Source organism: Psychroflexus sp. MES1-P1E (assembly GCF_002836055.1).
Lineage (GTDB): Bacteria > Bacteroidota > Bacteroidia > Flavobacteriales > Flavobacteriaceae > Psychroflexus.
This window is the reverse complement of sequence record NZ_PJBS01000079.1, coordinates 1-26,748: the sequence shown is the minus strand read 5'-3', so window position 1 is coordinate 26,748 and position 26,748 is coordinate 1. Positions and strand designations below refer to the sequence as shown.

The 26,748-nt window shown below is 33.7% G+C and carries 25 protein-coding genes; 9 read left to right on the top strand and 16 right to left on the bottom strand.

All coding sequences use genetic code 11. The annotated features are described in order from the left end of the window. The 7 genes from CXF67_RS00680 to CXF67_RS00650 all read right to left on the bottom strand — a co-directional run. On the bottom strand, positions 1-283 hold a 283-nt coding region (locus tag CXF67_RS00680; RefSeq protein ID WP_257984531.1), incomplete at its 3' end, for a hypothetical protein. Positions 284-343: 60 nt separating this feature from the next. Further along, on the bottom strand, positions 344-661 hold the full coding sequence (locus CXF67_RS00675; protein WP_102086989.1) for a DUF6787 family protein: 318 nt from the start codon (positions 659-661) through the stop codon (positions 344-346). Positions 662-679: 18 nt separating this feature from the next. Then, positions 680-1,087 (bottom strand): DUF6146 family protein, encoded by a 408-nt coding sequence (locus CXF67_RS00670; protein ID WP_102086988.1) that lies wholly within the window; start codon positions 1,085-1,087, stop codon positions 680-682. 8 nt (positions 1,088-1,095) lie between these two features. Then, a complete protein-coding gene (locus tag CXF67_RS00665; protein WP_102086987.1) occupies positions 1,096-1,857 on the bottom strand; it encodes a septal ring lytic transglycosylase RlpA family protein in 762 nt (253 codons plus the stop codon). Positions 1,858-1,862: 5 nt separating this feature from the next. After that, positions 1,863-2,816, bottom strand: coding sequence for an NAD(P)-dependent oxidoreductase (locus tag CXF67_RS00660; protein ID WP_102086986.1), 954 nt, complete (start codon positions 2,814-2,816; stop codon positions 1,863-1,865). 11 nt (positions 2,817-2,827) lie between these two features. Beyond that, complete coding sequence (serC, locus tag CXF67_RS00655; RefSeq protein WP_102086985.1) at positions 2,828-3,898, bottom strand: 3-phosphoserine/phosphohydroxythreonine transaminase; 1,071 nt, start codon at positions 3,896-3,898, stop codon at positions 2,828-2,830. Between the two features lie 11 nt (positions 3,899-3,909). After that, the gene (locus tag CXF67_RS00650) at positions 3,910-4,944 is read right to left on the bottom strand and encodes an acyl-CoA reductase (RefSeq protein ID WP_102086984.1); all 1,035 of its coding nucleotides are present in this window, start codon (positions 4,942-4,944) and stop codon (positions 3,910-3,912) included. Between the two features lie 62 nt (positions 4,945-5,006). Between CXF67_RS00650 and CXF67_RS00645 the strand changes: the two genes are divergently transcribed. The 3 genes from CXF67_RS00645 (at position 5,007) to CXF67_RS00630 (ending at position 10,473) form a co-directional block, all read left to right on the top strand. Further along, on the top strand, positions 5,007-5,357 hold the full coding sequence (locus tag CXF67_RS00645; protein WP_102086983.1) for a 4Fe-4S dicluster domain-containing protein: 351 nt from the start codon (positions 5,007-5,009) through the stop codon (positions 5,355-5,357). Positions 5,358-5,532: 175 nt separating this feature from the next. Continuing rightward, positions 5,533-7,392 carry a DNA topoisomerase IV subunit B gene (locus tag CXF67_RS00640; RefSeq protein ID WP_102086991.1) on the top strand — a complete coding sequence of 620 codons (1,860 nt, stop codon included), beginning with the start codon at positions 5,533-5,535 and terminating at the stop codon, positions 7,390-7,392. A 489-nt stretch (positions 7,393-7,881) separates the two neighbouring features. Next, positions 7,882-10,473, top strand: coding sequence for a DNA gyrase/topoisomerase IV subunit A (locus CXF67_RS00630; RefSeq protein WP_102086981.1), 2,592 nt, complete (start codon positions 7,882-7,884; stop codon positions 10,471-10,473). On the opposite strand, the gene CXF67_RS00625 is transcribed toward CXF67_RS00630, so the two are convergent. Beyond that, positions 10,470-10,841 carry a DNA topoisomerase IV gene (locus tag CXF67_RS00625; RefSeq protein ID WP_102086980.1) on the bottom strand — a complete coding sequence of 124 codons (372 nt, stop codon included), beginning with the start codon at positions 10,839-10,841 and terminating at the stop codon, positions 10,470-10,472. The two genes, CXF67_RS00630 and CXF67_RS00625, sit on opposite strands and share 4 nt — an antisense overlap. 52 nt (positions 10,842-10,893) lie before the next feature. Further along, on the bottom strand, positions 10,894-11,307 hold the full coding sequence (locus CXF67_RS00620) for a helix-turn-helix domain-containing protein (RefSeq protein ID WP_102086979.1): 414 nt from the start codon (positions 11,305-11,307) through the stop codon (positions 10,894-10,896). Between the two features lie 673 nt (positions 11,308-11,980). Between CXF67_RS00620 and CXF67_RS00615 the strand changes: the two genes are divergently transcribed. Together CXF67_RS00615 and CXF67_RS00610 are read left to right on the top strand one after the other, a co-directional pair. Beyond that, positions 11,981-13,132 carry a M14 family zinc carboxypeptidase gene (locus CXF67_RS00615; RefSeq protein ID WP_102086978.1) on the top strand — a complete coding sequence of 384 codons (1,152 nt, stop codon included), beginning with the start codon at positions 11,981-11,983 and terminating at the stop codon, positions 13,130-13,132. A 95-nt stretch (positions 13,133-13,227) separates the two neighbouring features. Further along, positions 13,228-13,710 (top strand): Lrp/AsnC family transcriptional regulator, encoded by a 483-nt coding sequence (locus CXF67_RS00610; RefSeq protein ID WP_015025947.1) that lies wholly within the window; start codon positions 13,228-13,230, stop codon positions 13,708-13,710. Positions 13,711-13,765: 55 nt separating this feature from the next. Here the strand turns inward: CXF67_RS00610 and CXF67_RS00605 are convergent, their stop codons facing one another. Both CXF67_RS00605 and CXF67_RS00600 read right to left on the bottom strand, forming a co-directional pair. Next, entirely contained in the window at positions 13,766-14,476 is a 711-nt protein-coding gene (locus tag CXF67_RS00605; RefSeq protein ID WP_102086977.1) for a YebC/PmpR family DNA-binding transcriptional regulator, read from the bottom strand. A gap of 8 nt (positions 14,477-14,484) precedes the next feature. Next, entirely contained in the window at positions 14,485-14,862 is a 378-nt protein-coding gene (locus CXF67_RS00600; protein ID WP_102086976.1) for a hypothetical protein, read from the bottom strand. A 232-nt stretch (positions 14,863-15,094) separates the two neighbouring features. On the opposite strand from CXF67_RS00600, the gene CXF67_RS00595 reads away from it, so the two are divergent. Both CXF67_RS00595 and CXF67_RS00590 read left to right on the top strand, forming a co-directional pair. Further along, complete coding sequence (locus CXF67_RS00595) at positions 15,095-16,594, top strand: DEAD/DEAH box helicase (RefSeq protein WP_102086975.1); 1,500 nt, start codon at positions 15,095-15,097, stop codon at positions 16,592-16,594. 65 nt (positions 16,595-16,659) lie between these two features. Further along, on the top strand, positions 16,660-18,270 hold the full coding sequence (locus CXF67_RS00590) for a BCCT family transporter (RefSeq protein ID WP_102086974.1): 1,611 nt from the start codon (positions 16,660-16,662) through the stop codon (positions 18,268-18,270). A gap of 124 nt (positions 18,271-18,394) precedes the next feature. Here CXF67_RS00590 and CXF67_RS00585 read toward each other — a convergent pair whose 3' ends face one another. The 3 genes from CXF67_RS00585 to CXF67_RS00575 form a co-directional block, all read right to left on the bottom strand. Then, the gene (locus CXF67_RS00585) at positions 18,395-19,015 is read right to left on the bottom strand and encodes a YqaA family protein (protein WP_102086973.1); all 621 of its coding nucleotides are present in this window, start codon (positions 19,013-19,015) and stop codon (positions 18,395-18,397) included. A gap of 77 nt (positions 19,016-19,092) precedes the next feature. Beyond that, positions 19,093-20,304: an MFS transporter gene (locus tag CXF67_RS00580; protein WP_102086972.1), complete on the bottom strand. Its 1,212-nt coding sequence runs from the start codon at positions 20,302-20,304 to the stop codon at positions 19,093-19,095. After that, positions 20,301-21,587, bottom strand: a complete 1,287-nt coding sequence (locus CXF67_RS00575) for a mechanosensitive ion channel family protein (RefSeq protein WP_102086971.1) — start codon at positions 21,585-21,587, stop codon at positions 20,301-20,303. The genes CXF67_RS00580 and CXF67_RS00575 overlap by 4 nt, the downstream gene beginning before the upstream one ends. A 68-nt stretch (positions 21,588-21,655) precedes the next feature. On the opposite strand from CXF67_RS00575, the gene CXF67_RS00570 reads away from it, so the two are divergent. Further along, positions 21,656-22,507 (top strand): SdiA-regulated domain-containing protein, encoded by an 852-nt coding sequence (locus CXF67_RS00570; RefSeq protein ID WP_102086970.1) that lies wholly within the window; start codon positions 21,656-21,658, stop codon positions 22,505-22,507. A gap of 194 nt (positions 22,508-22,701) precedes the next feature. Here CXF67_RS00570 and CXF67_RS00565 read toward each other — a convergent pair whose 3' ends face one another. Further along, on the bottom strand, positions 22,702-25,023 hold the full coding sequence (locus CXF67_RS00565) for a transglycosylase domain-containing protein (RefSeq protein WP_102086969.1): 2,322 nt from the start codon (positions 25,021-25,023) through the stop codon (positions 22,702-22,704). A 124-nt stretch (positions 25,024-25,147) separates the two neighbouring features. Here CXF67_RS00565 and CXF67_RS00560 point away from each other — a divergent pair, with 124 nt between their 5' ends. Further along, positions 25,148-25,861, top strand: a complete 714-nt coding sequence (locus CXF67_RS00560; RefSeq protein ID WP_102086968.1) for an SDR family oxidoreductase — start codon at positions 25,148-25,150, stop codon at positions 25,859-25,861. A 71-nt stretch (positions 25,862-25,932) separates the two neighbouring features. On the opposite strand, the gene CXF67_RS00555 is transcribed toward CXF67_RS00560, so the two are convergent. Then, positions 25,933-26,748 (bottom strand): sigma-70 family RNA polymerase sigma factor (locus CXF67_RS00555; protein ID WP_102086967.1); only part of this gene is annotated, 816 nt, incomplete at its 5' end.

Genomic DNA, 26,748 nt, shown 5'->3' with positions numbered 1-26,748 from the left:
TGTTGTAATACTCTCCTGAAGGGATTAAAATAATAGTTAATGAAATGTCTATTATACTAGGTATAATTGTTTGATATTCAAAAGAGTTTTGAATATCAACATTTAAAATGGGGGAAATAAACTGAACATTATTAGAGTGTGTAAGAATGAAATCATCACAGGTCTCACATTGTTCTTCGGAAGATATATCGTCATCAAACAAATGGCTAAGCGCATGTGCATCCACAACAGACGTTGAGAGGACCATGAGAAGTAATATGCTTATTATTTGTTTGATATTCAAAGTTTAATTATAAAATGCAAATGTACTATTTTTATCAGAAAATAAAAGAAAATTTAGGCTTTACTGAAATAGGAAGGCGAGTCCAAGTCTGGTAAGCATTTTCTTTTCAAAATTCCAGAAAAATTTGTTTTGCCCAAACAATGTGCCAATAGCGACCAACAAGACTTGATAAATTGGGAAAATGATTAATATTCGCAATGAGTAATAACCAAAACCTCCAAAAAAATGCTCTGGGAAGGAAGTTCGTGTTAACTCAAAAAAATTTAAAATGGGCTTTGCTAAATAGGCTGACAATGAACCTGTAATGGCGAAAACAATAAAAACAATAACCAATTGTATGTTAGATTGTATGCTCCAGCGTTCTTTTAATTTATTCATTTTGCAAAAATACAAACCTTATCTCAATCTCTGATTATATTTGTCTTCAAAAAATAAAAAATAATGGTAGAGTAAATAATTCACCTCGTATCCGTAATCGACGTCCATTTCATAATTTATACGGAAAGGGTATAGATTTGGATCAAATCCCATGGGATCGTTCACTCTCATGTTATAAATGATAATGTAAAAATCATTACGTTGATCTAAGTAATTGAGTCCAAAGTACCCTCTTGGTCTTTGAGAAGCTAGCCAAACGTTAAAACCAGGTTCTACGATAACGATTTCATACTCAAGGGAATCGTTAGCGATTCTAATCGTATCGGTGTTAACTTTTGAATCCTTGAAAACCTGTTTAGTTCCTTGTTTTTGTGTAGAACAACTTATTAAAGAAGTTGCTAGAAAAAGTATAATTAAATAGCGCATTTATAAATTTAATTTTTTGTAGTCATATCTACAATGAAAGAGTCGGGATATTTATTCAACAGTCTGCCCTGAAAGTCTTCTGCTGCTTTCCTGTTATTATATCCGCCTAAAATAAGTGTATAGACCTTGTCCTCGCTAACTGTTTTTACCTGAACAAGAACTTCAGCGCTATAGGTTACTTTAAGCAAGTTGGCCATTCTTAACAGATTATCAGTGTCCTGAAAACTCGCAATTTGTACGCCGTAAAAATCTGGTGTGATTTTATCGATATTTATCTCATAAAACTCTTTTACATCTAAGGTCTCTTTAGATCGCATTTGTGAGTTATTATTAGTTTTATATTTATTTGTTATGGATTCATCAATAGGGGTTTGAGGTATGAAAGGTGAAGTATAAGTAGAATCTGAAGTTATGTCAACATCTTGGTCTTTTAAAACTTCAATTCTCACTTCAGTAACACCGTTATCTAGTATATCTAAACTCAGCGCGACAGATCTTGACAAGTCTATAATGCGCCCTCTTATAAAAGGACCTCTATCGTTAATGGTAACTATAGCCGTTTTATAATTCTGAAGATTCGTCACTTTAACCTTGGTCCCAAAGGCTAGTTTTCTATGAGCTGCAGTAGGTAAGTTGTGCTTATAAATTTCCCCACTTGCAGTCTGTCTGCCTTCAAATTTATCAGCATAAAAAGAAACTTTACCTATTTGTGTTTGAGCAAAAGCAATACTACTCAACGAAAATAGAAAATAGAAGACAAAAATTTTCATAAGATTTAGTTTAAGGAGGATAGGATTTGATCAGCTAATTCCTTAGCGATCCTATCTTGAGTTTCCTGTGTTGCTCCACCAATATTTGGACTCAAGGATAACTTAGGATTCATCAGTAATTGAATTGGAGGTTGAGGCTCGTCTTCAAAGACATCCAATGCAGCAAACCTCAACTCATTGTTTTCAAGAGATTTAATTAAGGCTACTTCATCTACAGCTTTAAAGTATGAAGTATTTATTAGTCCTGCTGTTGGCTTCATATCTTTGAGCTCTTTAGGGCCGATAAGGTAATCTTTTTGATTTGAGGTTAAATGAAGGCTTACAAAATCTGAAGTTGAAAGTACCTCTTTTAATGGTGAGGATGAAAGATTGAATTTTACAACCTGTTGGTCATAAAAATCTAAAATGATTTCAACATGCTCTTCATCTTTATCATAATACATAACCTTCATCCCTAAGCCAATGGCCTTTTTCGCCACTTCTTGACCAACATTTCCAAAACCAATAATTCCGAGTATTTTACCTTCTACCTCTGTTCCTGCTGAATAAGAGTGTCTTAAGGTGTCGAATTTACTATCACCTTCGAGTGGCATTTCTCTATTAGAATCTTTTAGATGTCTCACACAATTGAGGAGATGACCAATAGTCAATTCTGCAATACTATTGGACGAAGCAGTTATCGCCTGAAAAACACTTAAGCCTTGTTGTTCAGCAAAATCAACATCAATATGAGTGGAGATGATATCACAATTACCAATAAATTTTAAGGTTGGGCTTTCGGAAAGAATGACCTTGGTGAGCGGGGTAGACCTTTTGACCAAAACACCGTCAAACTCATTGGTGGTGATATAGTCTGATAACTGGTTCTGCGCTACTTTTTTTATAATAACTTCATGTCCAGCATTTTCGAGCAATTGAACTCCTATGCCTGAAAGACCATCTGTTGCTAAAATTTTCATTTTTTATTATTTTATGCGGTTTTTTCAAAATTTTTCATCACGTCTACAAGTACCTTAACGCTATCTAGAGTCAATGCATTGTACATAGAAGCTCTATATCCTCCTACGCTTCGGTGACCGTTTAAGCCATTGATATGGCTAGCTTTCCATAATTTGTCAAATTTAGAACCAAGTTGTTTATCATTTAATATGAATGTTGCATTCATCATGGAACGGTCCTCTAAGGCTGTGAATCCTTTAAATAGTGGGTTTCTATCAATCTCAGAATAAATTAAATCAGCTTTGGCTTTGTTCTTTTTCTCTATAGAAGAAACACCGCCATTTCTAGATAACCATTCCAAATTTAACATAGAGACATAGACCGAAAATACCGGAGGCGTATTGAACATACTCTCCTTTTTGATCATTAATTGGTAATTCATTATAGATGGTATCGCTCTAGAAACCTTACCTAAAACATCCTCTTTGACGACAACAAGAGTCGCTCCTGCAGGCCCCATATTTTTTTGGGCCCCAGCATAAATCAAATCAAATTGAGAATAGTCAAGTTGGCGAGAGAAAATATCACTACTCATATCACAAACTAAAGGAGTGTTTGCTTTTTTTGGGAACGTTTTCATTTGAGTCCCATAGATCGTGTTATTACTCGTATAGTGAAGATAATCTAAGCCTTCTGGGATTGAAAAATCTTTTGGGATATAGTTATAATTGCTGCCTTTTGAACTGGCCAAAACTTGAGTGTCTCCAAAATTATTAGCTTCTTTAATAGCATTAGAAGCCCAGGTTCCAGTATCTAAGTAGCCTGCTTCCTTTTCTAATAAATTATAAGCTGTCATTAAAAACTGCATACTAGCTCCTCCTTGTAAAAATAGGGCTTTATAGCCTTTGTCTTGTAAGTTAAGATGTTGTAGTGCGAGTTCTCTTGCCTTTTCTATAATCCCAACAAATGCTGTACTTCTATGAGAAATTTCCAAAATGGAAAGTCCAGAATTATCCAAATCAATAACCGATTGTGAAGCCTTTTCAAAGACTTCTAAAGGAAGTATACAAGGGCCAGCGCTAAAATTATGCGGTCTTTCCATGTCTTATCGTTTTAATGTTGGATTAAAAATTCTAAAGTGTCAACCCCATCTGCATAATCAGACAACTTTGGATTTTGTGTTTGCCCAAATTTAACCTCTGCAAAATCTTCATTTCCAACGGTACATTGTATCTCTTCATGTCTTTCTTTTAGAGTGATTTCAAGTTCTTTGATGCTGGTATACTTTTCATAAAACAAAGTTCCAATAGGGGATGAGAATTGTTTATCTTCTTTTAAGAGTAAAAAACCATTGTCTAAAAGTTTTACGGAGCTCATTAAATAAACGGCCTTATTGTAATCGTAGTTATTAGCGTATTTATGATGATAGATATAATCTTTGAATTTAAACATAGCTTTGTAAAAATCATCAACGTCATAATCTTCAGGGATAAATAACTTGGATACGCTTCTACATCCCAATCCAAAATATCTAAATATATCTTCTCCTAAGGCTTGTAGTTCAGCCTTAGATTCAGTTCCATTAAGAATAGCTAATGAATTTCTGTTTTTTCGAATAATATGAGGTTTACTTTTGAAATAATATTCGAAATACCTTGCTGTATTATTGCTTCCTGTAGCTATGACACTATCAAATTTTGGCAATCTATCATTTGTAAATACAATTTTATCTTCAAAACCTGGGTGAATTCTTATCAGCTCTTCAGCCATAAACGGAAGAAGCAAATTATCGTTGGATGATAACTTACCAATTACTTTATGGCCGAGTATAAGAACACATAAGAAATCATGAAAGCCAACTAAGGGTATATTTCCAGCCATAATGACAGCGACATCTTTTTCTGGCATCGACTCTATCTTATAGGGTGTAAGCCAATTATAAAGCTGTTCTTTTGTCAAAGCCTTTGCCCATGCTGCTATCGATAAACGAACCTGAATTTGTGTAAACCAAGCGTTTTGAATCTCAGCTTGCCTAATGATATTAGTCAATTTTTGGGAAAAATTTGAGCTTAAATCTTTAGAATCTGTGTAATTTTGCAAGCATAATCCAAGTTCTAAAAAAGTATCTATTCTATCATCTAAAGTCATAAAAATTGGCTAACCGTTAGAGTATTTCTAATTTTGAACAAATTTACATAAATATTACTCAAATGGCTATAAAAATAACAGACGAATGTATCAATTGCGGTGCTTGCGAGTCGGAATGCCCTAATACAGCAATATATGAAGGTGGTGACGATTGGAGGCATGCAGATGGAACAAATTTGAAAGGTGATATTGTTCTTACAAACGGAAAAGAAGCAAATGCTGAAGAAACTCAGGAACCAGTAAGTGATGAATTATATTATATAGCAGCAGACAAATGTACGGAGTGCATGGGATTTCATGAGGAACCCCAATGTGCAGCAGTTTGTCCAGTAGATTGTTGCGTTCCCGATGATGAGCATGTGGAGTCTGAAGAAACACTTCTAGGTAAACAATCCTTTATGCATAATAAATAAGTTTATTCGATACTATTTAATTTTCTAAAGCCTTCATTATGAAATTGATGAAGGCTTTTTTAGTTTTTAAAAATAGTTTTACCTTAAAGATGCTCCAAAAGCTTTGAGATTATAAATTTGAGTTATGATTTTTATTTTAGAGAAATCGTAGTATATTTCAATGTTGAGAAAAACTATGGCACAAGAAACAAAGTACACAGAAGATAACATAAAATCACTAGATTGGAAAGAACATATCCGCATGCGTCCAGGCATGTACATAGGTAAACTTGGAGATGGCTCTAGTGCAGACGATGGTATTTATATTTTATTAAAGGAGGTTTTGGACAATTCTATCGATGAATTTGTGATGGGTTCTGGAAAAACTATCGAAGTATCTATTCAAAGCACAAAAGTTAATGTAAGGGACTATGGACGTGGAATACCTTTAGGGAAAGTAGTGGACGTAGTTTCCAAAATGAATACCGGAGGAAAATACGACACCAATGCCTTCAAGAAATCTGTTGGTCTTAATGGTGTTGGGACTAAAGCCGTTAATGCACTTTCGAGTTATTTCAGGGTGGAATCGTCACGAGATGGAAAATCGGTGTCTGCGGAGTTTGACAAAGGTAATTTAATAAATAAAGAAGATCTTGAGGAATCATCAAGACGCAGGGGGACTAAAGTAACTTTTATTCCCGATGAAGTTATTTTTAAGAAATATTCATACAGAAATGAATATATCGAAAAGATGCTTAAGAATTACGTCTACTTAAACCCTGGACTTACTATAATGTTCAATGGTGAGAAGTTTTACTCCGAAGAGGGTTTAAAAGATTTACTAAGCGACAGGATCCGAGAAGAAGATCGATTATTCCCTATTATTCATTTGAGGGGTAACGATATTGAAGTTGCTATTACCTTTAGTAAAGCACAATATTCTGAAGAATACCACTCTTTTGTAAATGGTCAAAATACCACACAAGGAGGAACTCACCAGACTGCTTTTCGAGAAGCTATCGTGAAAACCATTAGAGATTTCTACAAGAAAAACTTTGAGCCCAGCGATATTCGAAAGTCAATTGTTTCTGCTGTAAGTATTAAAGTGATGGAGCCTATTTTTGAAAGTCAGACTAAAACAAAGTTAGGTTCTACAGATATGGGAGAAGACTTACCATCGGTTAGAACCTTTATATTAGATTTTATGAAGCAAGAGCTTGATAATTATCTCCACAAAAATAATGGGACTGCTGAACAATTGCACAGGAAAATTCTAAGAGCTGAGAAAGAGCGCAAAGATCTTTCTGGAATCCGAAAACTAGCAAAAGACAGAGCTAAAAAATCAAGTGTTCACAATAAGAAATTAAGGGATTGTAGAATACATTTAGAAGATACTAAAAAAGAAGGTTATCTTGAAACAACACTTTTTATAACCGAAGGAGATTCGGCTAGTGGGAGTATTACAAAATCTAGAGATGTAAACACTCAAGCCGTATTTAGCCTTAAAGGGAAACCTCTAAATTCTTATGGACTGAGTAAAAAAATCGTTTATGAAAACGAAGAATTCAATTTACTTCAAGCCGCTCTTAATATCGAGGACTCCTTAGAAGACTTGCGTTACAACAATATAGTCATAGCGACCGATGCTGATGTAGATGGCATGCACATCAGGTTGCTTATCATAACTTTTTTTCTTCAATTTTTTCCTGAACTAATCAAGGAAGGTCACCTTTATATTTTGCAAACACCACTCTTTAGAGTTAGAGATAAAAAACAAACCTTCTATTGTTATTCTGAAACAGAAAGACGAGAAGCCTTAAAAAAATTAAGAGGTAATCCAGAAATCACTCGCTTTAAAGGACTCGGTGAGATCTCTCCAGACGAGTTTAAAAATTTTATAGGCGATGATATCCGTTTAGATCCTGTCATGTTGGATAAATATAAAAGCATACCAGAAATTTTAGAGTTCTATATGGGAAAAAATACACCAGATAGGCAAAATTTCATCATAGATAATTTAAAAGTAGAAATTGACTTGGTAGAAGAAGTCAAATAAGAAATGAATGAGGTTTAGTAATCATAGATTGGTAAAAGTTATTTTCGGAGTGTCTAACTTTTCAATGTCATTTTTTTTATTACTTATCTTTTTAAATTATCAATTAGGTCAGCAATTAGGTCAGCAATTTTTTCATGTAAACAAATACGTTTATGTGGCGTTGATAGGTTTAGGTTTGTGGTTAATTTATATTTACTTTGTTGGAAAGTATTTTAAATACAGCAGTGAAGGAAGCTTAGTTTCGTTAACAAATAAAAGTGCTATATACTCAAAATTTGATGGCAGGACTAAAATTCATGAAATAAAAAAAGATAAAATAAAGTCTTATAGGATAATTAACTTTATCATTTACAAGCGATTACGTATTGTATATTCAACAAAAAATTCAATAAAAAACATCCATACCAATATCAGTTTATTAAGCCCTAGAAAAATTAGATATTTGAAATTATCCTTAGATAAAATCATAGTAAAAAACCAAATTAATTTATGAGTGACGATCTAGATTTAACTCCTGAATCTCAGGATCCTTTCGATCCTACCGCAAAAGACGAGTCTGTAAAAGTAACCGGGATGTTTCAAGAATGGTTCCTAGATTACGCGTCATATGTCATATTAGAAAGAGCAGTACCCGCCATAGAAGATGGTTTTAAACCTGTACATCGTAGGATTTTACATTCTATGAAAGATCTAGATGATGGAAGATATACAAAGGTGGCCAATATTGTAGGCCATACAATGCAATATCACCCTCACGGAGACGCAAGTATAGGAGATGCTATTGTTCAAATTGGTCAAAAAGATATTCTAATAGACACTCAGGGTAACTGGGGGAATATCCTTACTGGAGACCGTGCGGCCGCCTCTCGGTATATAGAAGCAAGATTATCCAAATTTGCTCTGGAGGTCGTTTTTAATCCAAAAACCACAGAATGGCAAATTTCGTACGATGGTCGTAAGCAAGAGCCTGTTAATTTACCAGTTAAATTTCCAATGGTATTGGCGCAAGGGGCAGAGGGTATTGCTGTGGGCTTAAGCACAAAGATTCTACCTCATAATTTCATTGAGCTTATTGATGCGTCTATCATGCATCTAGAAGGTAAGCGTTTTTCAATATTTCCAGATTTTGCAACTGCAGGAATCGCAGATGTTTCAAATTATAATGACGGCCTTAGAGGAGGAAAAATAAGAGTGAGAGCGAATATTGAAGTAAAAGACAAAAATTTACTGGTGATCAATGAAATCCCCTATTCAACAAATACGTCAACACTCATAGATTCTATCCTTAAAGCAAATGACAAGGGTAAAATTAAAATTAAAAAAATTGAAGATAATACGTCTTCAGATGTTGAAATTCTCGTTCACTTACCCAATAACATTTCGCCAGACAAAACTATAGATGCTTTATTTGCTTTTACCAATTGTGAGGTATCAATTTCACCCTTAAGCTGTGTTATAATTGATGATAAGCCTCATTTCTTAGGAATGTCAGAGCTTTTGAGAATGAGTACTGAAAATACGGTAGAGCTTTTAAAAACCGAGTTAGAAATAAAACTTGGAGAACTTGAAGAACAATGGCATTTCGTGTCCTTAGAAAAGATATTTATAGAGAAACGCATCTACCGAGATATTGAAGAAGAAGAAACTTGGGAAGGTGTTATAGAGGCTATTGACCGGGGTTTACAACCTCATATAAAGCATTTGAAACGAGAGATTACCAAGGATGATATTTCTAGACTTACTGAAATCAGAATTAAAAGAATTTCAAAATTCGATTTAGATAAAGCAGACCAAAAAATAGAAGCCTTGGTGGCAGATATCGAAGCTGTAAAGCAAGATCTTGACCACTTGATAGATTATTCTATCAATTACTTCAAAATGCTTAAAGAAAAATACGGTAAGGGAAGAGAACGCAAAACGAGAATTCAATTGTTTGAAGATATCGAAGCCACCAAAGTCGTAATTCGAAATACTAAGCTTTATGTCAATAGAAGTGAGGGATTTATTGGCACTTCTATGAAGAAAGATGAATATGTTACCGATTGTAGTGATATTGACGATATCATTTGTTTTACTGAAGATGGAACTATGATGGTAACTAAGGTAGAGGGCAAGACCTTTATTGGGAAGAATATCCTATATGTAGGAATCTTTAAGAAAAAAGATAAAAGAACCATCTATAATCTCATTTATAAGGATGGTAAAGTTGGTTATAGCCATATGAAGCGTTTTGCTGTTACTTCAATAACAAGAGATAAGGCATACAGTATGGGAAATGATAAACCGGGTACAAAAGTGTTATATTTTTCTTGTAACCCTAACGGTGAAGCGGAGTTAGTGACTGTTTTTTTAAGACAAAAGAAAGGTTTAAAACGTTTGAAATTTGATATTGATTTCTCAGACCTAGCTATTAAGGGCAGAAATGTGAAGGGGAATTTAGTCTCCAAAATGCCCATCAAAAGTGTTGAGTTTAAAGAAGAAGGAGTTTCTACCTTAAAACCAAGAAAAATATGGTTTGATGAAGCAGTAAGACGTCTTAACGTGGACGAAAGAGGAGAACTTTTGGGAGCTTTTAAAGGGGAGGATAGACTACTTATTATCAGACAAAATGGAATTGCTAAAACCATTATTCCTGAACTTACGACCCGTTTTGAAAACGACATCATAGTTATGGAAAAGTGGAATTCTAAAAAACCAATTTCGCTTGTATACTGGGAGGGAGAAAAAGAAAAATACTACGTCAAACGCTTCCAAATGGATAATGCTGACAAGGAGGAATTAATTATCACTGAACATCCTAACTCTCAGTTGGAAGCAGTCTCAACAGACTATATTCCTAGAATTGAAATTGAATTTAAAAAAACTAGAGGAAAAGATAGAAGATCTAACGAAGTCGTAAATCTAGAAGATTTTATATCTATTAAAGGAATTAAAGCTCAAGGCAATCAACTCACATCAGATCTAATCAAGCAGATTGATCTTATACAACCATTACCCTCTGATAAGGAATCCGAGGAAGTTATAGTAACTGAAACGGAAGATGAAAAGGAGGATAACCAGCAATCCTCTTTGTTTGATTAATCGACTTTTACGCCCCGTCCTTTTTGCTTATTATTTTTCCCCACAATTTTATACTCAAAAGTATAAGAGTTGTTTGAGGTGGATATAATTTTCATGTGGATGGGCTTTTCTTCAGCTAAATTTTTGGGTTTTAATGATTTTAAGATGTATTCACAATCATTGATCCATCGAATCGAGGCAGTATCTCTTTTGTCCTTGTAGATTTCGATTTCTATCGTATCATTTCTAATAAAAGTAGTCTTAACTAAATCTCCTTCTAAATAAACTTCAAACTCAAAGGTTCCTGTTTTGAAATCTTCACAATTTCTTTCAGGATTATAACAGGATATAAAAAGAAGACATAAGATTAATGCAGTGGGGTAACGCATGTTTTTCAACAAAAATAATTAAATCAAAAGTTATTATAGTAGACTATAACAACTAATTCTGAAAAGATTCAAAGCTACCATCGGTATAAAATATAATTACTTTCTGAATTTCTTTTTTTGAGTGTGAAGCCTGTTTTGAATACTCATTTAATAGGGGTTCAATAGTCTTTGGTTTTTCGGGTTTTATGTCATCGACGAACTCTTTCTTAGCCTTTATTCCATTTGTATTGTTTTTAGAAGAGGGGGGAAAGTGCCCTTTTCCATTTAAAAGCCAATAGAGCTCAACTTCCTTAAAGTTGGATACGACTTTCATTACAAAATCTAAACTTGGTTTATTACGTCCAGATATAATATGAGAAATAGAAGCTCGACCCACATCAATTCGGTCTGCGAATGAAGAAGCAGATAAGTCGTAATACTCAAAGATTTCCTTGAGTCGTTTTGTAAAATCCAAACTGTTTACCATTGTAAACTATAATTAATTTAACCTGTTAATGCTTATACGAATGTAAACAAATAAACTGAAAGAAAGATCATCCTCATGTTTAAAAGCTACTAGTATCTTAAAGTAATAGTTTAAAAAAAAAGGTATAACTTACTGTAAATATGACATTTATCATTTTAAAATAGGCCTTTAGGAATATTTCCAACAGCATGTAGTATAAGCCACGACTTAATAGATAAAACTCTAAATAATAACTTACAAATGTAAACTTTGGCAATTTCCTACTAGTTTACATTTGTATATTTATACTTTTATACATTTGTAAACACATCATGAGATACATTAAACCTTTCTCAGTTGCTAGAAGATTATTATCATTTCAACGTTTCGTCTTTGCAGGGTCCTTATTTAAAATAAGGAAGATTTAATCAAAGAGTTAAAAACCATCACTCATAGATTTTAGAGTAAATAATTCTCTTAGCAAGCCAACTATGCATTTAAAGGGCTTTTTTTGATTGATTACAACCAACCATTTTCAAACTTTCCCTAAAGCACGAGGCAAACCTTGGGGGATTAAATCCAACAGAGATTAAAAATGAAGATTAATCTGAAAAACGACTAATTACAAATGTAAACTTATTAAAAAATCAGTCTGTTTACAAATGTATATTTTAGTTTTTATACATTTGTAAATATGAAACTAGATACACTAAACTTTTCACAGTTGCTAGAAAATTATTCTCATTTCAAAGTTTCGTCTCTGCGGGGTCGATATTTAAAAGAGGAAGATTTAATCAAAGAATTTAAAGCCCTCTCTCATAAATTTAAAATCAAAAATGAAGGCTATTCTGAAGAAGATAGAATTATCTCTTCATTCCATCTAGGTCATGGGTCAAGAAAAATTTTAATTTGGTCTCAAATGCACGGTAATGAAACGACGACCACAAAGGCTGTTATGGATTTGCTCAATTTCTTTAGTCTCTATAAAGACATTACTGATTCTATTTTTGACCTGTGCAGCTTTGTTATTATTCCTGTTTTGAATCCAGATGGTGCGTTAAGATATACGAGAGCTAATGCTAATTTGGTGGATTTAAATCGCGATGCCTCTAGCCGGACTCAATTAGAAAGTCAATTATTGCATCGAGTATACACTGAGTTTCAGCCTGATTTTTGTTTAAATATGCATGATCAAAGGACTATTTTTAGTGCAGGTAATAATTCTTTTCCTGCATCGGTTTCTTTTTTATCTCCTTCTTTTAATGAAGAAAGAGAACTCAATATCAATAGAAAGAAGTCCATGAGTTTAATAGCATCTGCCAACTTAATGTTACAGAAGTTTATTCCAAATCAAATAGGCCGTTACAATGATAGTTTTAATTTAAAATATATAGGAGATTTTTTTCAGGCTAAAGGGACTCCAACTGTCTTGTTTGAGGCTGGACATTGCCCTCGTGATTATGGACGAGAAGACACTAGGAAATATATTTTCTTAGCCTTATTGAAGATGGTTCAAGATATTTGCCTTGATGTTAAAGAGGAATTAATTGAAGCCTACTTTGAAATTCCCGAGAATAAAAAATTTTTTAATGATGTGATTGTACGAAATGTGAAGAGTGAAGATTCTACTATAAAGGATATTGTTATTCAATATAAGGAAGTGTTGGAAAATGATCGCATAATATTTGTTCCATTCATTGAAAAAATTGAGAAAAATATACCTTCTTTTGCCCACCGTGAGATCAATGCGGACGAACAATCTTTAATTTTGGAAAAACATGGCTCCTTAAAAGTAGGTGATGTATTATCGTCATTTAAAGTCAACAATAACGTTTTCGTTATCTAATTAATAAAGATTTACAATAATCTTTCCTTTTTAATCAGAAATATTAATTAATTTTGATTTTTATTAAATATAATATAATATAATATAATTTACAAATGAAAGGAAAACTTAAGTTAGACGACACTGATCATCACATCCTTAATATGCTAATTGATAACACACGTACGCCTTTTACTGATATTGCTAAAAAGTTGGATATATCTGCAGGAACTGTACATGTTCGAGTCAAAAAAATGGAGGAAAGTGGAATCATTGTTGGTTCTTCGTTAACCTTAAACTATAAAAAATTAGGCTACACGTTTATAGCATATGTTGGTATTTTTCTAGAAAAAACATCTCAAACTCAATTTGTGCTTAATAGAATTGAAGAAATCCCAAATATAACTGTCGCCCATGTGACTACTGGAAAATTCAATTTGTTTTGCAAAATTAGGGCTAAAAATACTGAGCATGCCAAAAATATCATCTTTCTTATCGATGATATTGAGGGAGTAAGCAGAACAGAAACAATGATTTCTATGGAGGAAAGTCTTAATGATAAAACTAGGTTGATGAAATCTATTTTTGAAAATATGTAACAAACTCAGTTTGCACAATAATAAAAAAGGCTAGATATTTATCTAGCCTTTTTTATTATTCTTCCATAGTATGATAAACGTTCTGAACATCCTCATCTTCTTCAATCTTTTCTAAAAGCTTATCAACATCTTCTTTTTCTTCTTCACTTAAACCCTTAGTGACTTGAGGGATTCTGTCAAATCCAGAAGCTAAAATTTCAATATGACTCTCCTCGAAATGTCTTTGGATATCTCCAAAATTTTGAAAGGGGGCATAAATTATTATTCCATCTTCATCCTCAAACACTTCTTCAGCGCCAAAGTCGATCATTTCTAATTCAAGCGTTTCCACATCCCTACCTTCAGAGCTTATTCTGAAATTACAAGTATGGTCGAACATGAATTCAACAGATCCAGATGTTCCTAGGTTTCCATTACACTTGTTAAAATAAGACCGCACATTTGCTACCGTTCTATTGGTATTATCTGTAGCTGTTTCAACTAAAATAGCAATACCGTACGGAGCGTAACCTTCATAAAGCACTGTTTTATAATCACCTAAGCTTTTATCTGAGGCTTTTTTTATGGCCCGCTCAACGTTTTCCTTTGGCATGTTGGCCGTCTTGGCATTTTGAATAACAGCTCTCAACTTGGCATTGATCACAGGATCTGGGCCGCCCTCTTTCACAGCCATGACGATATCTTTACCGAGACGAGTAAACGTTTTGGCCATAGCAGACCACCGTTTCATCTTCCTAGCTTTTCTAAATTCAAATGCTCTTCCCATACCAAGTCTTATTCTGCAAATGCTTCCATTTTGCGATTATATTCTCTTATTTCAATTTTGTTTGCAGGATTTTCAGACTTTTTAATCAAATTTATTAAATAAAGTAAGCTATCAGAACCTGTGATAATTTCATAAGCTTCACCTTCCTCTCCTGTTTCTTCATCTGTTAAGGGCTCATCCTGAGGTATAGGTATAGCAAAAACTTCGTTTTCTTTAATGTGCTCATACACCAGTCTAAGTGTTTTAGCAACTACTGGTAAGCTTTCTTCAACTGCAAATGGTCTTAGTTGTTTTACCATTTCTACCACATCATCTGTAATGATTTGATTGGATTCAAGATCCTTTACAATAGATTCAATAAGTTTTGTTGCTTTTTTATTTTCCAAGGTTTTTGATTTTAGAGTTGCTATGCAAAAATAATTTTTAGTTTATATATATCAGTGCTTGTCAATACTATTTTTGAAAATAACTTGACCTAAAGACAAATCAAAAGACTGATGAATGGTAAAAAGTGCTTGATTTTAGTTTATAAACTGCTAAAAAATTTCCTTAAACCCTTTAATCTCCTTATTTTTGCGAATCTTAAAATTTAAATCACCCCTCAATTTAAGTAATTTTATGCTTGAAAATACTGCTGAAAAAAGTTTATATGGCTACCAAGAAAGTGATCTACAAACTATTTTTGATAAAATAGAGAACTGTCCAGATAACTTCAACCTATTGTATCAATTGCCTACTGGTGGAGGTAAAACTGTGGTTTTTTCTGAAATCGTAAGACGATATATTGAAAAAACTGGAAAAAAAGTCATTGTTCTCACCCACAGAATAGAACTTTGTAAACAAACCTCAGATATGTTGCAAGGCTTCGGGGTGCGAAATAAAATTATCAACTCTAAAGTCAAAGAACTTTCCGATGATAACGAATACATGTGTTTTGTTGCCATGGTAGAAACCTTAAACAACAGGTTGAACGAGGAGAAGTTAAATATGAAAAATGTTGGTTTAGCCATTATTGATGAAGCTCACTACAATTCATTTACTAAACTTTTTAGATATTTAGAAAAAGCATTTATTCTCGGAGTAACTGCTACCCCTTTAAGTTCCAACATTAAGCTTCCTATGCATAGGAATTATGAGGAATTGATTGTTGGTAACTCCATTTCATCACTTATTGGACAAGGCTTTTTAGCCGAGGCTAAAATGTTCAATTACGACGTTGGTCTTGGTTCCCTTCAAGTTGGAATTACAGGAGATTACACCGTTAAGTCTTCAGAAGACCTTTACACCAATTTGGATATGCAAGAGAAACTTATCCAAGCTTATGAAGAAAAGTGCAAGGGAAAGAAAACATTGATTTTTAATAATGGAATTAATACGTCTTGGTATGTATATCAAACCTTTAAAGATGCTGGTTACGAAATAAAACACTTGGATAATACACATAATCGAAAAGAGCGAAAAGCAATTTTAGAGTGGTTTAGAGTAAAACCAGATGCCATTCTTACTTCGGTGAGTATTCTTACAACAGGTTTTGATGAACCTACTGTAGAAAATATCATCCTTAATAGGGCCACAAAATCTCTAACCTTATACTTCCAAATGATTGGACGTGGGTCTCGGAAACTTCCATATAAAGATACCTTCAATGTTATTGATCTCGGTAACAATATCGCAAGGTTTGGACCTTGGAACGCTTCAGTAGATTGGCAGCTTATTTTCGAAAATCCAGATTATTTCTTAGATAATATGGTTTCGGATGAAGATATTGAGCTCAACTTTAAATATGAAATGCCTGATGAAGTAAGGCAGATGTTCAAAAATTCTGAAAACATTACCTTCGATATTAGGAAAACGTATAATGAGACGGTCAATAATGGAGATAAATCTAAACTTGTCCTAGAAGAGTCCATGATGCAACATGCTAAAATGTGTGCAGAAAATTCTGAAGATGTTTTTGATGCAAGAATTTTAGCCAGAGAACTTAAAGACGACATTAAAGATCGAATAAAGCGTTATTCTAATTGCATCATCAACAATACAAAAAACTACAGAGATTGGCTCTACGAAGATTATGTTCGTAAGCTGAGAGTGAAAATAAATGACCATTTTATGGATTAATTATAAAACGACAAACTAGAGGCTACGTGACAACATAGCCTCTAGTTATTTTAAAACCTGATCAAATGCCTAATAAAGTTGAAAGGAGTGATGAAAAAAAGTCAATTTTTGGATTGAAACTCAACGGCCGAGTATTTTTTATATCTGCTTTTTTAATTTTCCTATCGATTGCTTTGACCTTAATTTATAAGGATTCTGCGAAATCCTTTTTCAATACAACTCAGCTTTATGTGACTGAGAATGGTGGTTGGTTCTATATCCTTGGGGTTAATTTTTTTCTTGTATTTATCCTATACATCGCCTTCAGTAAATATGGAACTTTAAAAATTGGGGGAGAACATGCTAAACCTGAGTTTACAAAATTGTCCTGGTTTTCTATGCTTTTTAGTGCGGGGATGGGAATAGGCCTTCTATATTTCAGTATTTCAGAGCCTTTATCCCATTTTTCTAATCCACCTTTTGGCGAAGGAGGAAATGCAGAAGCAGCACGGCAAGCCATGCAGTATACTTATTTGCACTGGGGAATTCACATTTGGGCTGTATATGCTTTAGTAGGACTATCACTTGCTTATTTCACCTATACACGTGGGTTACCGCTTACTCTTCGCTCTGTGTTTTATCCCTTTTTAAAAGAGAAAATATATGGAATATGGGGAGATCTTATAGACATATTTGCTGTTCTAGCCACGCTTTTTGGTTTGGCTACATCTCTAGGGTATGGCGTTAAGCAAGTTTCTGCAGGACTTAATTATGTATTTGATTTCCCGGATACGATTACCACACAAGTCATTTTGATAGCAGCAATAACACTTATTGCCACAGGTTCTGTAGTCTTAGGTATTCATAAGGGTATCAAAGTGCTAAGCAAGTGGAATATTATAATAGCGCTAATACTTTTGCTTTTAGTCCTTTTTCTTGGTCCAACTCTTTTTATTTTCAAGTCTTATGTGCAAAATATTGGAGCTTACTTAGGAAATTTTATTGAGCTATCCACTTGGACAGAAACCTATTCACAGGACAATTGGCAAATGTCTTGGACCGTTACATATTGGGGATGGTGGATTGCTTGGTCTCCTTTTGTGGGCATGTTTATCGCTAGAATTTCTAAAGGAAGACAGATACGAGAATTTGTTTTTAGTGTTTTATTTCTACCTACACTTGTTATCTTTTTTTGGATGACAGCCTTTGGTAGCACTGCGATTAATGATGTTCTATTAGGAGATAATTCAGTTTTAGAAGCTGTCAATACCAATGTTGATATTTCACTTTTTGCATTTTTTGAAAATTATCCTTTTACACTAGTTCTCAACTTAGTAGCTATAATTTTAATAGTTAGTTTTTTTGTAACTTCTTCAGATTCTGGGTCGCTTGTTATAGATAGCTTAACGAGTGGGGGCAAAATAGATGCTCCTGTGGGTCAAAGAATATTTTGGGCTATAACAGAAGGAGCTATCGCTGCGGTATTACTAATAGGAGGAGGACTAGAAGCTCTTCAAACTGCTTCTATAGTGTCAGCACTTCCTTTCACAGTAATTTTATTTGTAATGTGTTATTCCTTGTTTTTAGGTTTAAAAGAAGATTTTATAAAAAAGGAAAAACAAGCTAATTCAAAAACAAATAATAAAAGTGGGATGGAACATTCTCTTGAGACGGATGATAAATTTTCGAAGAATTAGTAAATAATCCTTGAGGCAAGACCACTAGACATTTAAAGAGTTTATTTAAATTTATGAAAACCAACCGTTTTCAAACTTTCCTCAAAACACGATGCAATCCTTGAGGAATTAAACCCAACTGAGATTAAAAGGTTCCGAAGATGAGTGCACCATAAACAGCAAATCTGAGTAATCTTAAAACTCCATACAGCAAATAACTTCCAAAAGGAAATTTGATTATCCCTGCAGACATACTAGCAATAGCAAAAGGCAGAGGAAGAAGGGCGCCAGCAATAATGAGGATCCCACCCCATTTTCTCATGTTTTTTATTTGTTTGGACATTTTCACTTCCAAAAAAACAAAAACAGATGGAATACTAGCAATTCCTCGACCCAAAAAGTAAGAAATGATTCCTCCAAAATAAGATAAAATGCCGAGTATACTTAGGAACCATAAGGGATAAGCTGACTTTCCACACCAAGCGATGAAGATTTCTGGTGGAATAAGCCCTAGAAAAGATTCTGAACCAAAGAAAATGGCAAATACTCCAATAGGGGGGAAATTATCTGTCACGTAAATCAGCATAGTATTCACATCGATAACAAAAAAATGAATGCCTAAAAGGATGGCTGTGAAAATAAGAATAGGAGGGGCTGCTTTTATCAAACTCCTCCCTAAAAAACTATAAAATCCTGTATAAGTATAATACTGATGTAATAATCTCCAATGAGATTTACGATTTGTTTTTTTATTTTTCATGCTCATAATAACTTATAAAAGTAAGGTTTATGCTTAATTGTACCATACTTTTAACTAATCAAATAAATTAAGTATTTGTTAAATTATATTTGAACTCCAGACGTTTGTATCCCTTTTACACGCTGAGCATTTAGTACACAGACCACTAAGAACCCAAATAAGCTTAACATTATAGTTTTTATGCTATACCCACTGTCTATCATCACCCCAACAACTAGAGGACCCAATGCTGTACTCACTACCATAAACATAGTAAATAAGCTTCGTATAGCACCAAGTTTTTCGATACCATATACTTCGGCTAATATGGAGGACTTAATAGTTCCTGACATCCCAACTGTAACTCCCATCAACAGCAAAAATATCAACGCTCCAATAATGCTATTGATAAGTGCAAAAGCCAATAAACCTAAAGTAAGAGGTATTAAATAAAACCGAAACATCTTTTTAGCTGAGAATTTATCTACCCAAATTCCTCCTGCTAATGAAAAAAGCAATCTCGTTACAGCATATCCTGTAAAAAAAGCTGCGTATAACTGGGGAGACCACCCTTTCAGATCTACAAAAACGTATTGATAAAATATCACAGCGGTAACGGTGAAGCTTATAGCAAAACTCGTTGGCATTAAGATCAAAAATCGCTTGTCGTTAACAATGCTTCCAAAATCTTTAATCAGACTTAAGGAAGAGGGTCTTCCTTTGCTTAGTTGTTTATTGAAATGAGTAAGGTCTGTAAAGTATAATCGTATTAAATATAAAATGAGTAAGATACCAGAACCTATCATTGCCCATCTCCAGTTAAACCAGCTAATAAATAAAGTAAGCAATAGCGGGAGAATAATTTCACCTGAAGAAAAACCAAGCGTAGAAAAACTGATAGCTTTTCCTCGATTTTCATCATAAAATTTAGACATAATTGTCATACTAATATGACTTAACATACCTTGTCCAGTAAGCCTTAAACCAATTAAGCCTATAAAAATAAAAGCGATATGGTAGGAGAGTCCCATTAATATCGAGGAAAATGCCAAACATAGAACCGTAAATGTTGTAACCTTTTTTACAGAAATGTGGTCGACAGTATGTCCTACAGTTAACATGATAAAAGAAGCAGCAACTGTACAAATAGCATAAATGGCCCCAAAGTTTCCTTCTGTAATAGCAAATTCAGCCGAAATTTCTGTCACGTAAAGGGATATCAAATAAGTTTGACCAAAACTGGACAAGAAGGTGAGCATCCAGCCAAAACTCAATTTTCTAAAATTTCCCTTTATAAAGAAGATAAAGTCTCTCATTTAGATTTAGAAGCTTTGAAATTTGGTGATAACTTTTGAATGTCTTTGGTTGTTGGAGATTCAAAGCATTCTAGATCAAAATACGGCACTGAAGCAAGGAGGTGGTCAAAAATTCCAGCGATCACATGCTCATAATTTTTCCACACTTTATCTTTTGAAAAAGCATAAATTTCTAAAGGAATACCTTCAGCTGTGGGAGCCAATTGTCGAGTCATCATCATCATGTCTTTATTGATTTCTGGATGATTTTCTAAATAGCGATCCACGTAAACTCTAAAAACGCCAAAGTTGGTTTGGTTTCTGCCATTGATGGATATGGATTTATCAATGGCATGAGAGGTATTAAACTCATCAATTTCTTGTTGTATATTTTGGATATAGTCTGTAATAAGTCTAATTTTTTTTAGGTTTTCAATATCATCTTCATTTAGAAAATTAATGCTATTTGCTTTTATTAAAATGGAGCGTTTTATTCGTCTTCCACCAGAAATGCTCATTCCTCGCCAGTTTTTGAACGAATCTGAAATCAGATAATAAGTGGGTATTGTAGTAATGGTATTATCAAAATTTCTAATTTTTACAGATGCTAGGTTAATTTCAAAAACATCCCCATCTGCACCATACTTTTCCATGGTGATCCAATCTCCGAGTCTTACGGTATCATTTACAGTCACTTGTATACTCGCTACAAAACCTAAGATTGTATCTTTAAAAATCAAAAGCAATACAGCAGAAAATGCACCAAGGGCTGTTAAAAATCCATCAAGAGATTTTCCGGTTAATTTTGATAGTACAACTATAATTCCAAAGATCCAGATAACGATCATAAAGACTTGAATATAACTCTCTATGGGTTTATCTTTAAAAGATCTAAAGGTTCTTAAATAATCTTTAAATGTCAATAGGATACTTCTTACAATCCATACCCCAACAAAAGTGATAATAATCTCGATAAATTTTTCAAAGTAAATTTCATAATCAGTAAAATCAACTAGAACGAGAGGTATAAGTTCGTATATAACAAATAAGATCGCTAAATTAGTGACATAAACAAAAACTCTATTTTTAATCAAAAAATCGTCGAAGCTAGTTTTGGTTTTAGCGGCTAATTTGTGTAAAATACTTAGCGCTGTATATCTCAAAATTTTAAATAAAAAAAAACTTAAGATCATGATAACCAAAAAGTTGAGGGCAACATTTAAATAAATGGCTGCAGAATCAGAAAAATATCCACTAGATTTAAGGAGATTATAAAAGTATTTAGCGACCGTTGACTTATCCATAATCAAAATTTTTGCAAATTTACATATAAACTTACATCTTTGATCTCTTAAACCATAAGTAATAAGCTGTGAAACAGAATTTAATTGTCTTTTTAATAATTGCAGGTGTGCTGTGTGTTGTGGCAGGAATATATTCGGTTTTAAAACCAAATTATTCCTTCACAGGTGAAGTGCGCATTTTAAAAACATGGGAGCTTCCTAAGTCTTTAAAAGAAGTTTCTGGTATTAGTCATATAGACGATTCGAAGCTTGCTTGTATTCAGGATGAAAAAGGACTTATTTATGTTTATGATCTTACCCTCAAAAGTATCGTAGAACAAATTCAATTTGGACCACGAGGAGATTATGAGGCCATTAGAATTATTGATTCTACAGCTTACGTCATGGATAGTAGTGGACAACTTTTCAGAATTAAAAATTTTGAACTCGAAAGTCGACAAGTCGAAATCTTTCAAACTGGATTTTCAAAAAAGCATGATATCGAAAGTTTTGATATCAATAAAACTACAGGTGAAATTCTTACAATTCCCAAGGAAAATAATCTTCTATCCACTAGAGATCGCTTTCTTATTTATAAATTAAATCCCACTACATTTGACATTAAAGAAAACTACTTTACAAATTTAAGTTACAGAGATCCCATATTTAAAGTAGATGTTTCTTGGTTCATGGAAACGAATTTCTTTCCTTCAGAATTGACGATTCACCCAACGACGAATGAGATTTATATTTTAGATTCAAAAACTCCAAGAATTCTTATATTAGAGCCAGATGGAACACCGAAAAAAATGCACCTTTTAAATCCTGAAAAGTTCCAACAACCAGAAGGTTTATCCTTCGATTCTGAAGGCAAAATTTACATTTCTAATGAGGAGGGAAACTTTCAAAAACAAAACATTCAACTTATAGAATTCAAATGATTCTTATGCCAAATTATATTTATAATGTCTTGTAAATAAATTGAATTATATAAAGACGGAGTTCAGCACCGTTTTTTTTGATTGATAGAAGTTGAAAATAATTAGTATAGCCTTAGTTACGGTAATTACTTTTGATAAAAAGAGGGCAAAAAGCCAGTGCCAAATTCATTTCGGTAAAACGATTTATGGCGATATTATAGTTTAAAATTGGTACTATTTTTTTTTGAACCAAAAAAGCGACTAAAAAAGCCTTCTTTATTATCCTTTTTTACCTTTTCATCGTCAAAATTCTTTTCGATTTCATCTTTTGAAAATAGGCGTTTGAAAAAACCATCACGCTTTATATCATCGCAGTTTAAAGCTTCCTTTTGATTTTTGGAAAGTGGTAGGAATTTCGCTCTAGTGATCTCATTAAAACGATCTTGTTTAACCATCTGTTGATACATGGTTCCAAAAATGGGCAACGCAGAATTTGAACCTTGACCTAGTCGAGTAGATTTAAAGTTGATGCTTTGGTTATTATGACCTACCCATGTAATATTGACCAACTCTGGAGTAATCGCGGCAAACCAACCGTCCTTGTTTCCTTGAGTTGTACCGGTCTTCCCAGCCAGATCTTGGCGAAGTTTGAAAGTCGTTCGTAATCGACTGGCTGTTCCTTCATCAACAACATTTTCTAATAAGGCCAATACTATTCGGTTATGATCAACCCCCAGTTTTGAGGGTTTGGATTGGGCAGGCGTAAATTCGGCAATCACTTCGCCAGTTTTTGATGTGATTTTTGTTATAAAATGAATCTCTGGAACTTTACTTTGGTTAGCTATACTAGAATATACCTTAGCTAATTCTTTCATATTCAATTCTGCAACTCCAAGGGCTAGAGAAGGCTCACTGACCATATGGGAAGTAACTCCCATACTCTTCGCAAGTGTAATTATATTTTCAATTCCTGCCCTTTCCAAAACTTTTACACTTATCGTATTTAAAGAGTGGGTGAGGGCATGTTTCATCGAAAAATTGAGGTGAGGATCTTCTTCCTTAAAAGATGAATTTTGTGGTTTCCAGTCTTTAAAATTAGAGTAAGTGACTTCTTTTGCTGAAAAATAATCACAAGGCTTTAGTCCATCTTTTAGGGCAGAAGCATACACAATGGGTTTAAAACTAGACCCCACTTGGCGTCTAGAATTTTTGATGATATCAAATTTTGAGGTTCTGTAGTCCACTCCACCAACATAAGCCAATATGGCTCCAGTTTTTGGATTTACACTAAGGCTTGCCGCATTTAATTGCTTTAAGCTATGGCTTATACTATCTAACGTAGATAGGTGTAAAACAGTAGATTCTCCATTTTTTAAAATTTCAATGGGTCTTTTCTTTTGGAGACTATCTAGGAGTTGCTCTTCAGAAATTTTAGACCTTTTTAATCTGTTATAGACCTTGGTATTTTTAGCAATTCTTAAAAGCAATGCTTTATCTTTCCAAGGGAGATCGGTTTTATATTCTGCTTCAAACTGAGGTTGTAAATTGCCTATATGCTTTTTAACAGAAGCTTCTAAAAGCATTTGTTGCTCAAGATCTAGGGTAGTGTGAATTTTTAAACCATCTTCTTCTATATTATATGTGTAATCGTTTTTTGAATTGAGACTATCGAGGATAGCTTCAACTTCAGACTTGATAAGGTCAACGAAAAATTGACGTTGAAAGGTGTTCCGCTTAGAGAGTTTCAATTGAATAGATGTATTCATTGCGGAAGTTGCTTTTTCTGAAGTCAGGTAGCCATATTTTTCCATTTGAGAAAGAACTACATCACGTCTCAACTGACTTCGTTCAGGGAAAAGTCTTGGATTGTAAGAATGGTTAGCCTTAAGTGTTCCTACTAAGGTCGCCGACTCAGAAACGGATAATTTTGATGTGGTTTTATTAAAAAATCGATTAGCAGCACTCTCAATACCATAAGTATTACCACTAAAAGGAACCGTATTGAGATATAATTCTAGAATTTCTTTTTTAGAATACGCATTTTCAATCCTTTTAGCAATGATGCTTTCCTTTAACTTGTTAACGGGCAGACTAAAAAAGCCATAAGATTTTCTTCCGTAGATATTTTTGACCAACTGTTGTGTAAGTGTACTTCCTCCGCCAGAAGACCTATCACCAGAGAGGATAGTTTTAAAAAACACACGTAAAAGACTATAATTATCAACACCATCATGTTCATAAAACCGTGCATCTTCAGTAGCTAATAAAGCCTCAATAAGGTGTTTGGGAAAAGCTGAATATGAAATAGATTGTCTATTGTATTTATAGAATTTATCAATGACCGCTCCTTTATAATCTAAAATTTCGGTGGCTTCCGACTGCTTTATATTTTGAAGATCACTTTCTGTCTGCACTTTCCCCCATAGCCCTATATAAATGCTTCCGAAGAAAATGAAAAAACTTCCAATAAGAATAGTCATCCCCCAAAGAAAAAGTCTGAATACGCTAATGTTTTTTTTCTTTTTTGACTTTGCCATGACTTTTAATTAAGTTCAAAAGTAATTTTAAACTTTAAAGGATGACGTTAAAAGTTTAAAAAATGAGGAGGAAGTTAACGCCTAGATATTAACTTTAAACGAATTGAAAAATTATTTAGAAAACATGAAAAATAAAGTTGCTTATATAACGGGCGGAAGTAAAGGAATAGGTTTTGGTATAGCAGATGCCTTGATGAAACAAGGAGTTCATGTCGCTATTACTAGCCGAACGCAATCTTCTGCTGACCAAGCTGTAGAGGTGCTTAAAAGTTCCAATCCAAATGCAAAAGCTATTGGTATTGAGTCAGACGTAAGAGAACTGAAGCATCAAGAAAAAGCAGTGCAAAAAGTTCTAAATGAATTTGGTCAACTCGACTACGTTATTGCTAATGCTGGAATGGGGCACTATCATAGTATAGAAGATTTGACCGAGACCCAATGGAAAGAAACTATAGACACAAATCTTACAGGAGTTTTCTTTTCCATTAAAGCTTCAGTAGAGGCTTTAAAAAAGAGCAAAGGGTATTTTATAACCATATCCAGCCTTGCAGGAACCAATTTCTTTGCTAAGGGGTCTGCTTACAATGCTAGTAAATTTGGAGTAACAGGATTTACACAAGCTGTGATGATGGATTTAAGAGATTACGGTGTAAATGTGTCTACCATCATGCCAGGTTCTGTAGCTTCTCATTTTAATGGAAATACACCAGATGAAAGTGATGCTTGGAAAATTCAACCCGAAGATTTAGGAGAATTGGTTGTTGATTTGTTTAAAATGAATCCTAGAACCCTACCGAGTAAAGTAGAGGTAAGGCCTTCTCAACCTCCCAAAAAATAATTTGAATTCAAATTCATAAAAAAAGCCATTCAATTCGAATGGCTTTTTTTATATCTGTAAAATATTTAGGCTTAGCCTAGGTATTTCTTAAGCATCTTATTTTTGGATTGATGTTTTAATCGTCTAATGCCTTTTTCTCTAATTTGTCTTACACGCTCTCTGCTTAAATCGAACGTATCTCCAATTTCTTGAAGTGTCATGGCTGGCTGATTGCCAATTCCGTAATTTAGGCGAATAACATCTGCTTCTCTTTGAGATAAAGTTTCCAAAGCTCTATTGATTTCGATACTCAAAGAATCTCTCATCAATTGATCATCTGGAGTAGGAGATTCAGCAGAACTTAATACATCATATAAGTTAGAATCGTTTTCTCCTTCCTTAAAAGGTGCATCCATAGAAAGATGGCGACCAGAATTTTTAAGAGCTACTTTCACTTGAGCTTCACTCATGTCAAGCTCTTTAGCAATTTCAATAGCAGATGGTGGACGTTCATTGACCTGTTCTAAATGAGAAAAGGTTTTGTTTATTTTGTTGATGACTCCAATTTTATTTAAAGGAAGTCTTACTACACGTGACTGCTCTGCTAAAGCTTGAAGTATAGATTGTCTAATCCACCATACAGCGTACGAAATAAATTTGAAACCACGGGTTTCATCAAATCTCTTGGCTGCTTTTACAAGACCAACATTACCTTCGTTAATTAAATCAGGCAACTTTAAACCTTGATTTTGATATTGTTTTGCAACTGAGACGACAAACCTTAAATTGGCATTAGTTAATTTTTCCAAAGCTGCTTGATCACCTTCCCGAATCCGTTGAGCTAGTTCAACTTCCTCTTCAGCTGTGATCAAATCTACCTTACTAATATCTTGTAAATATTTATCTAA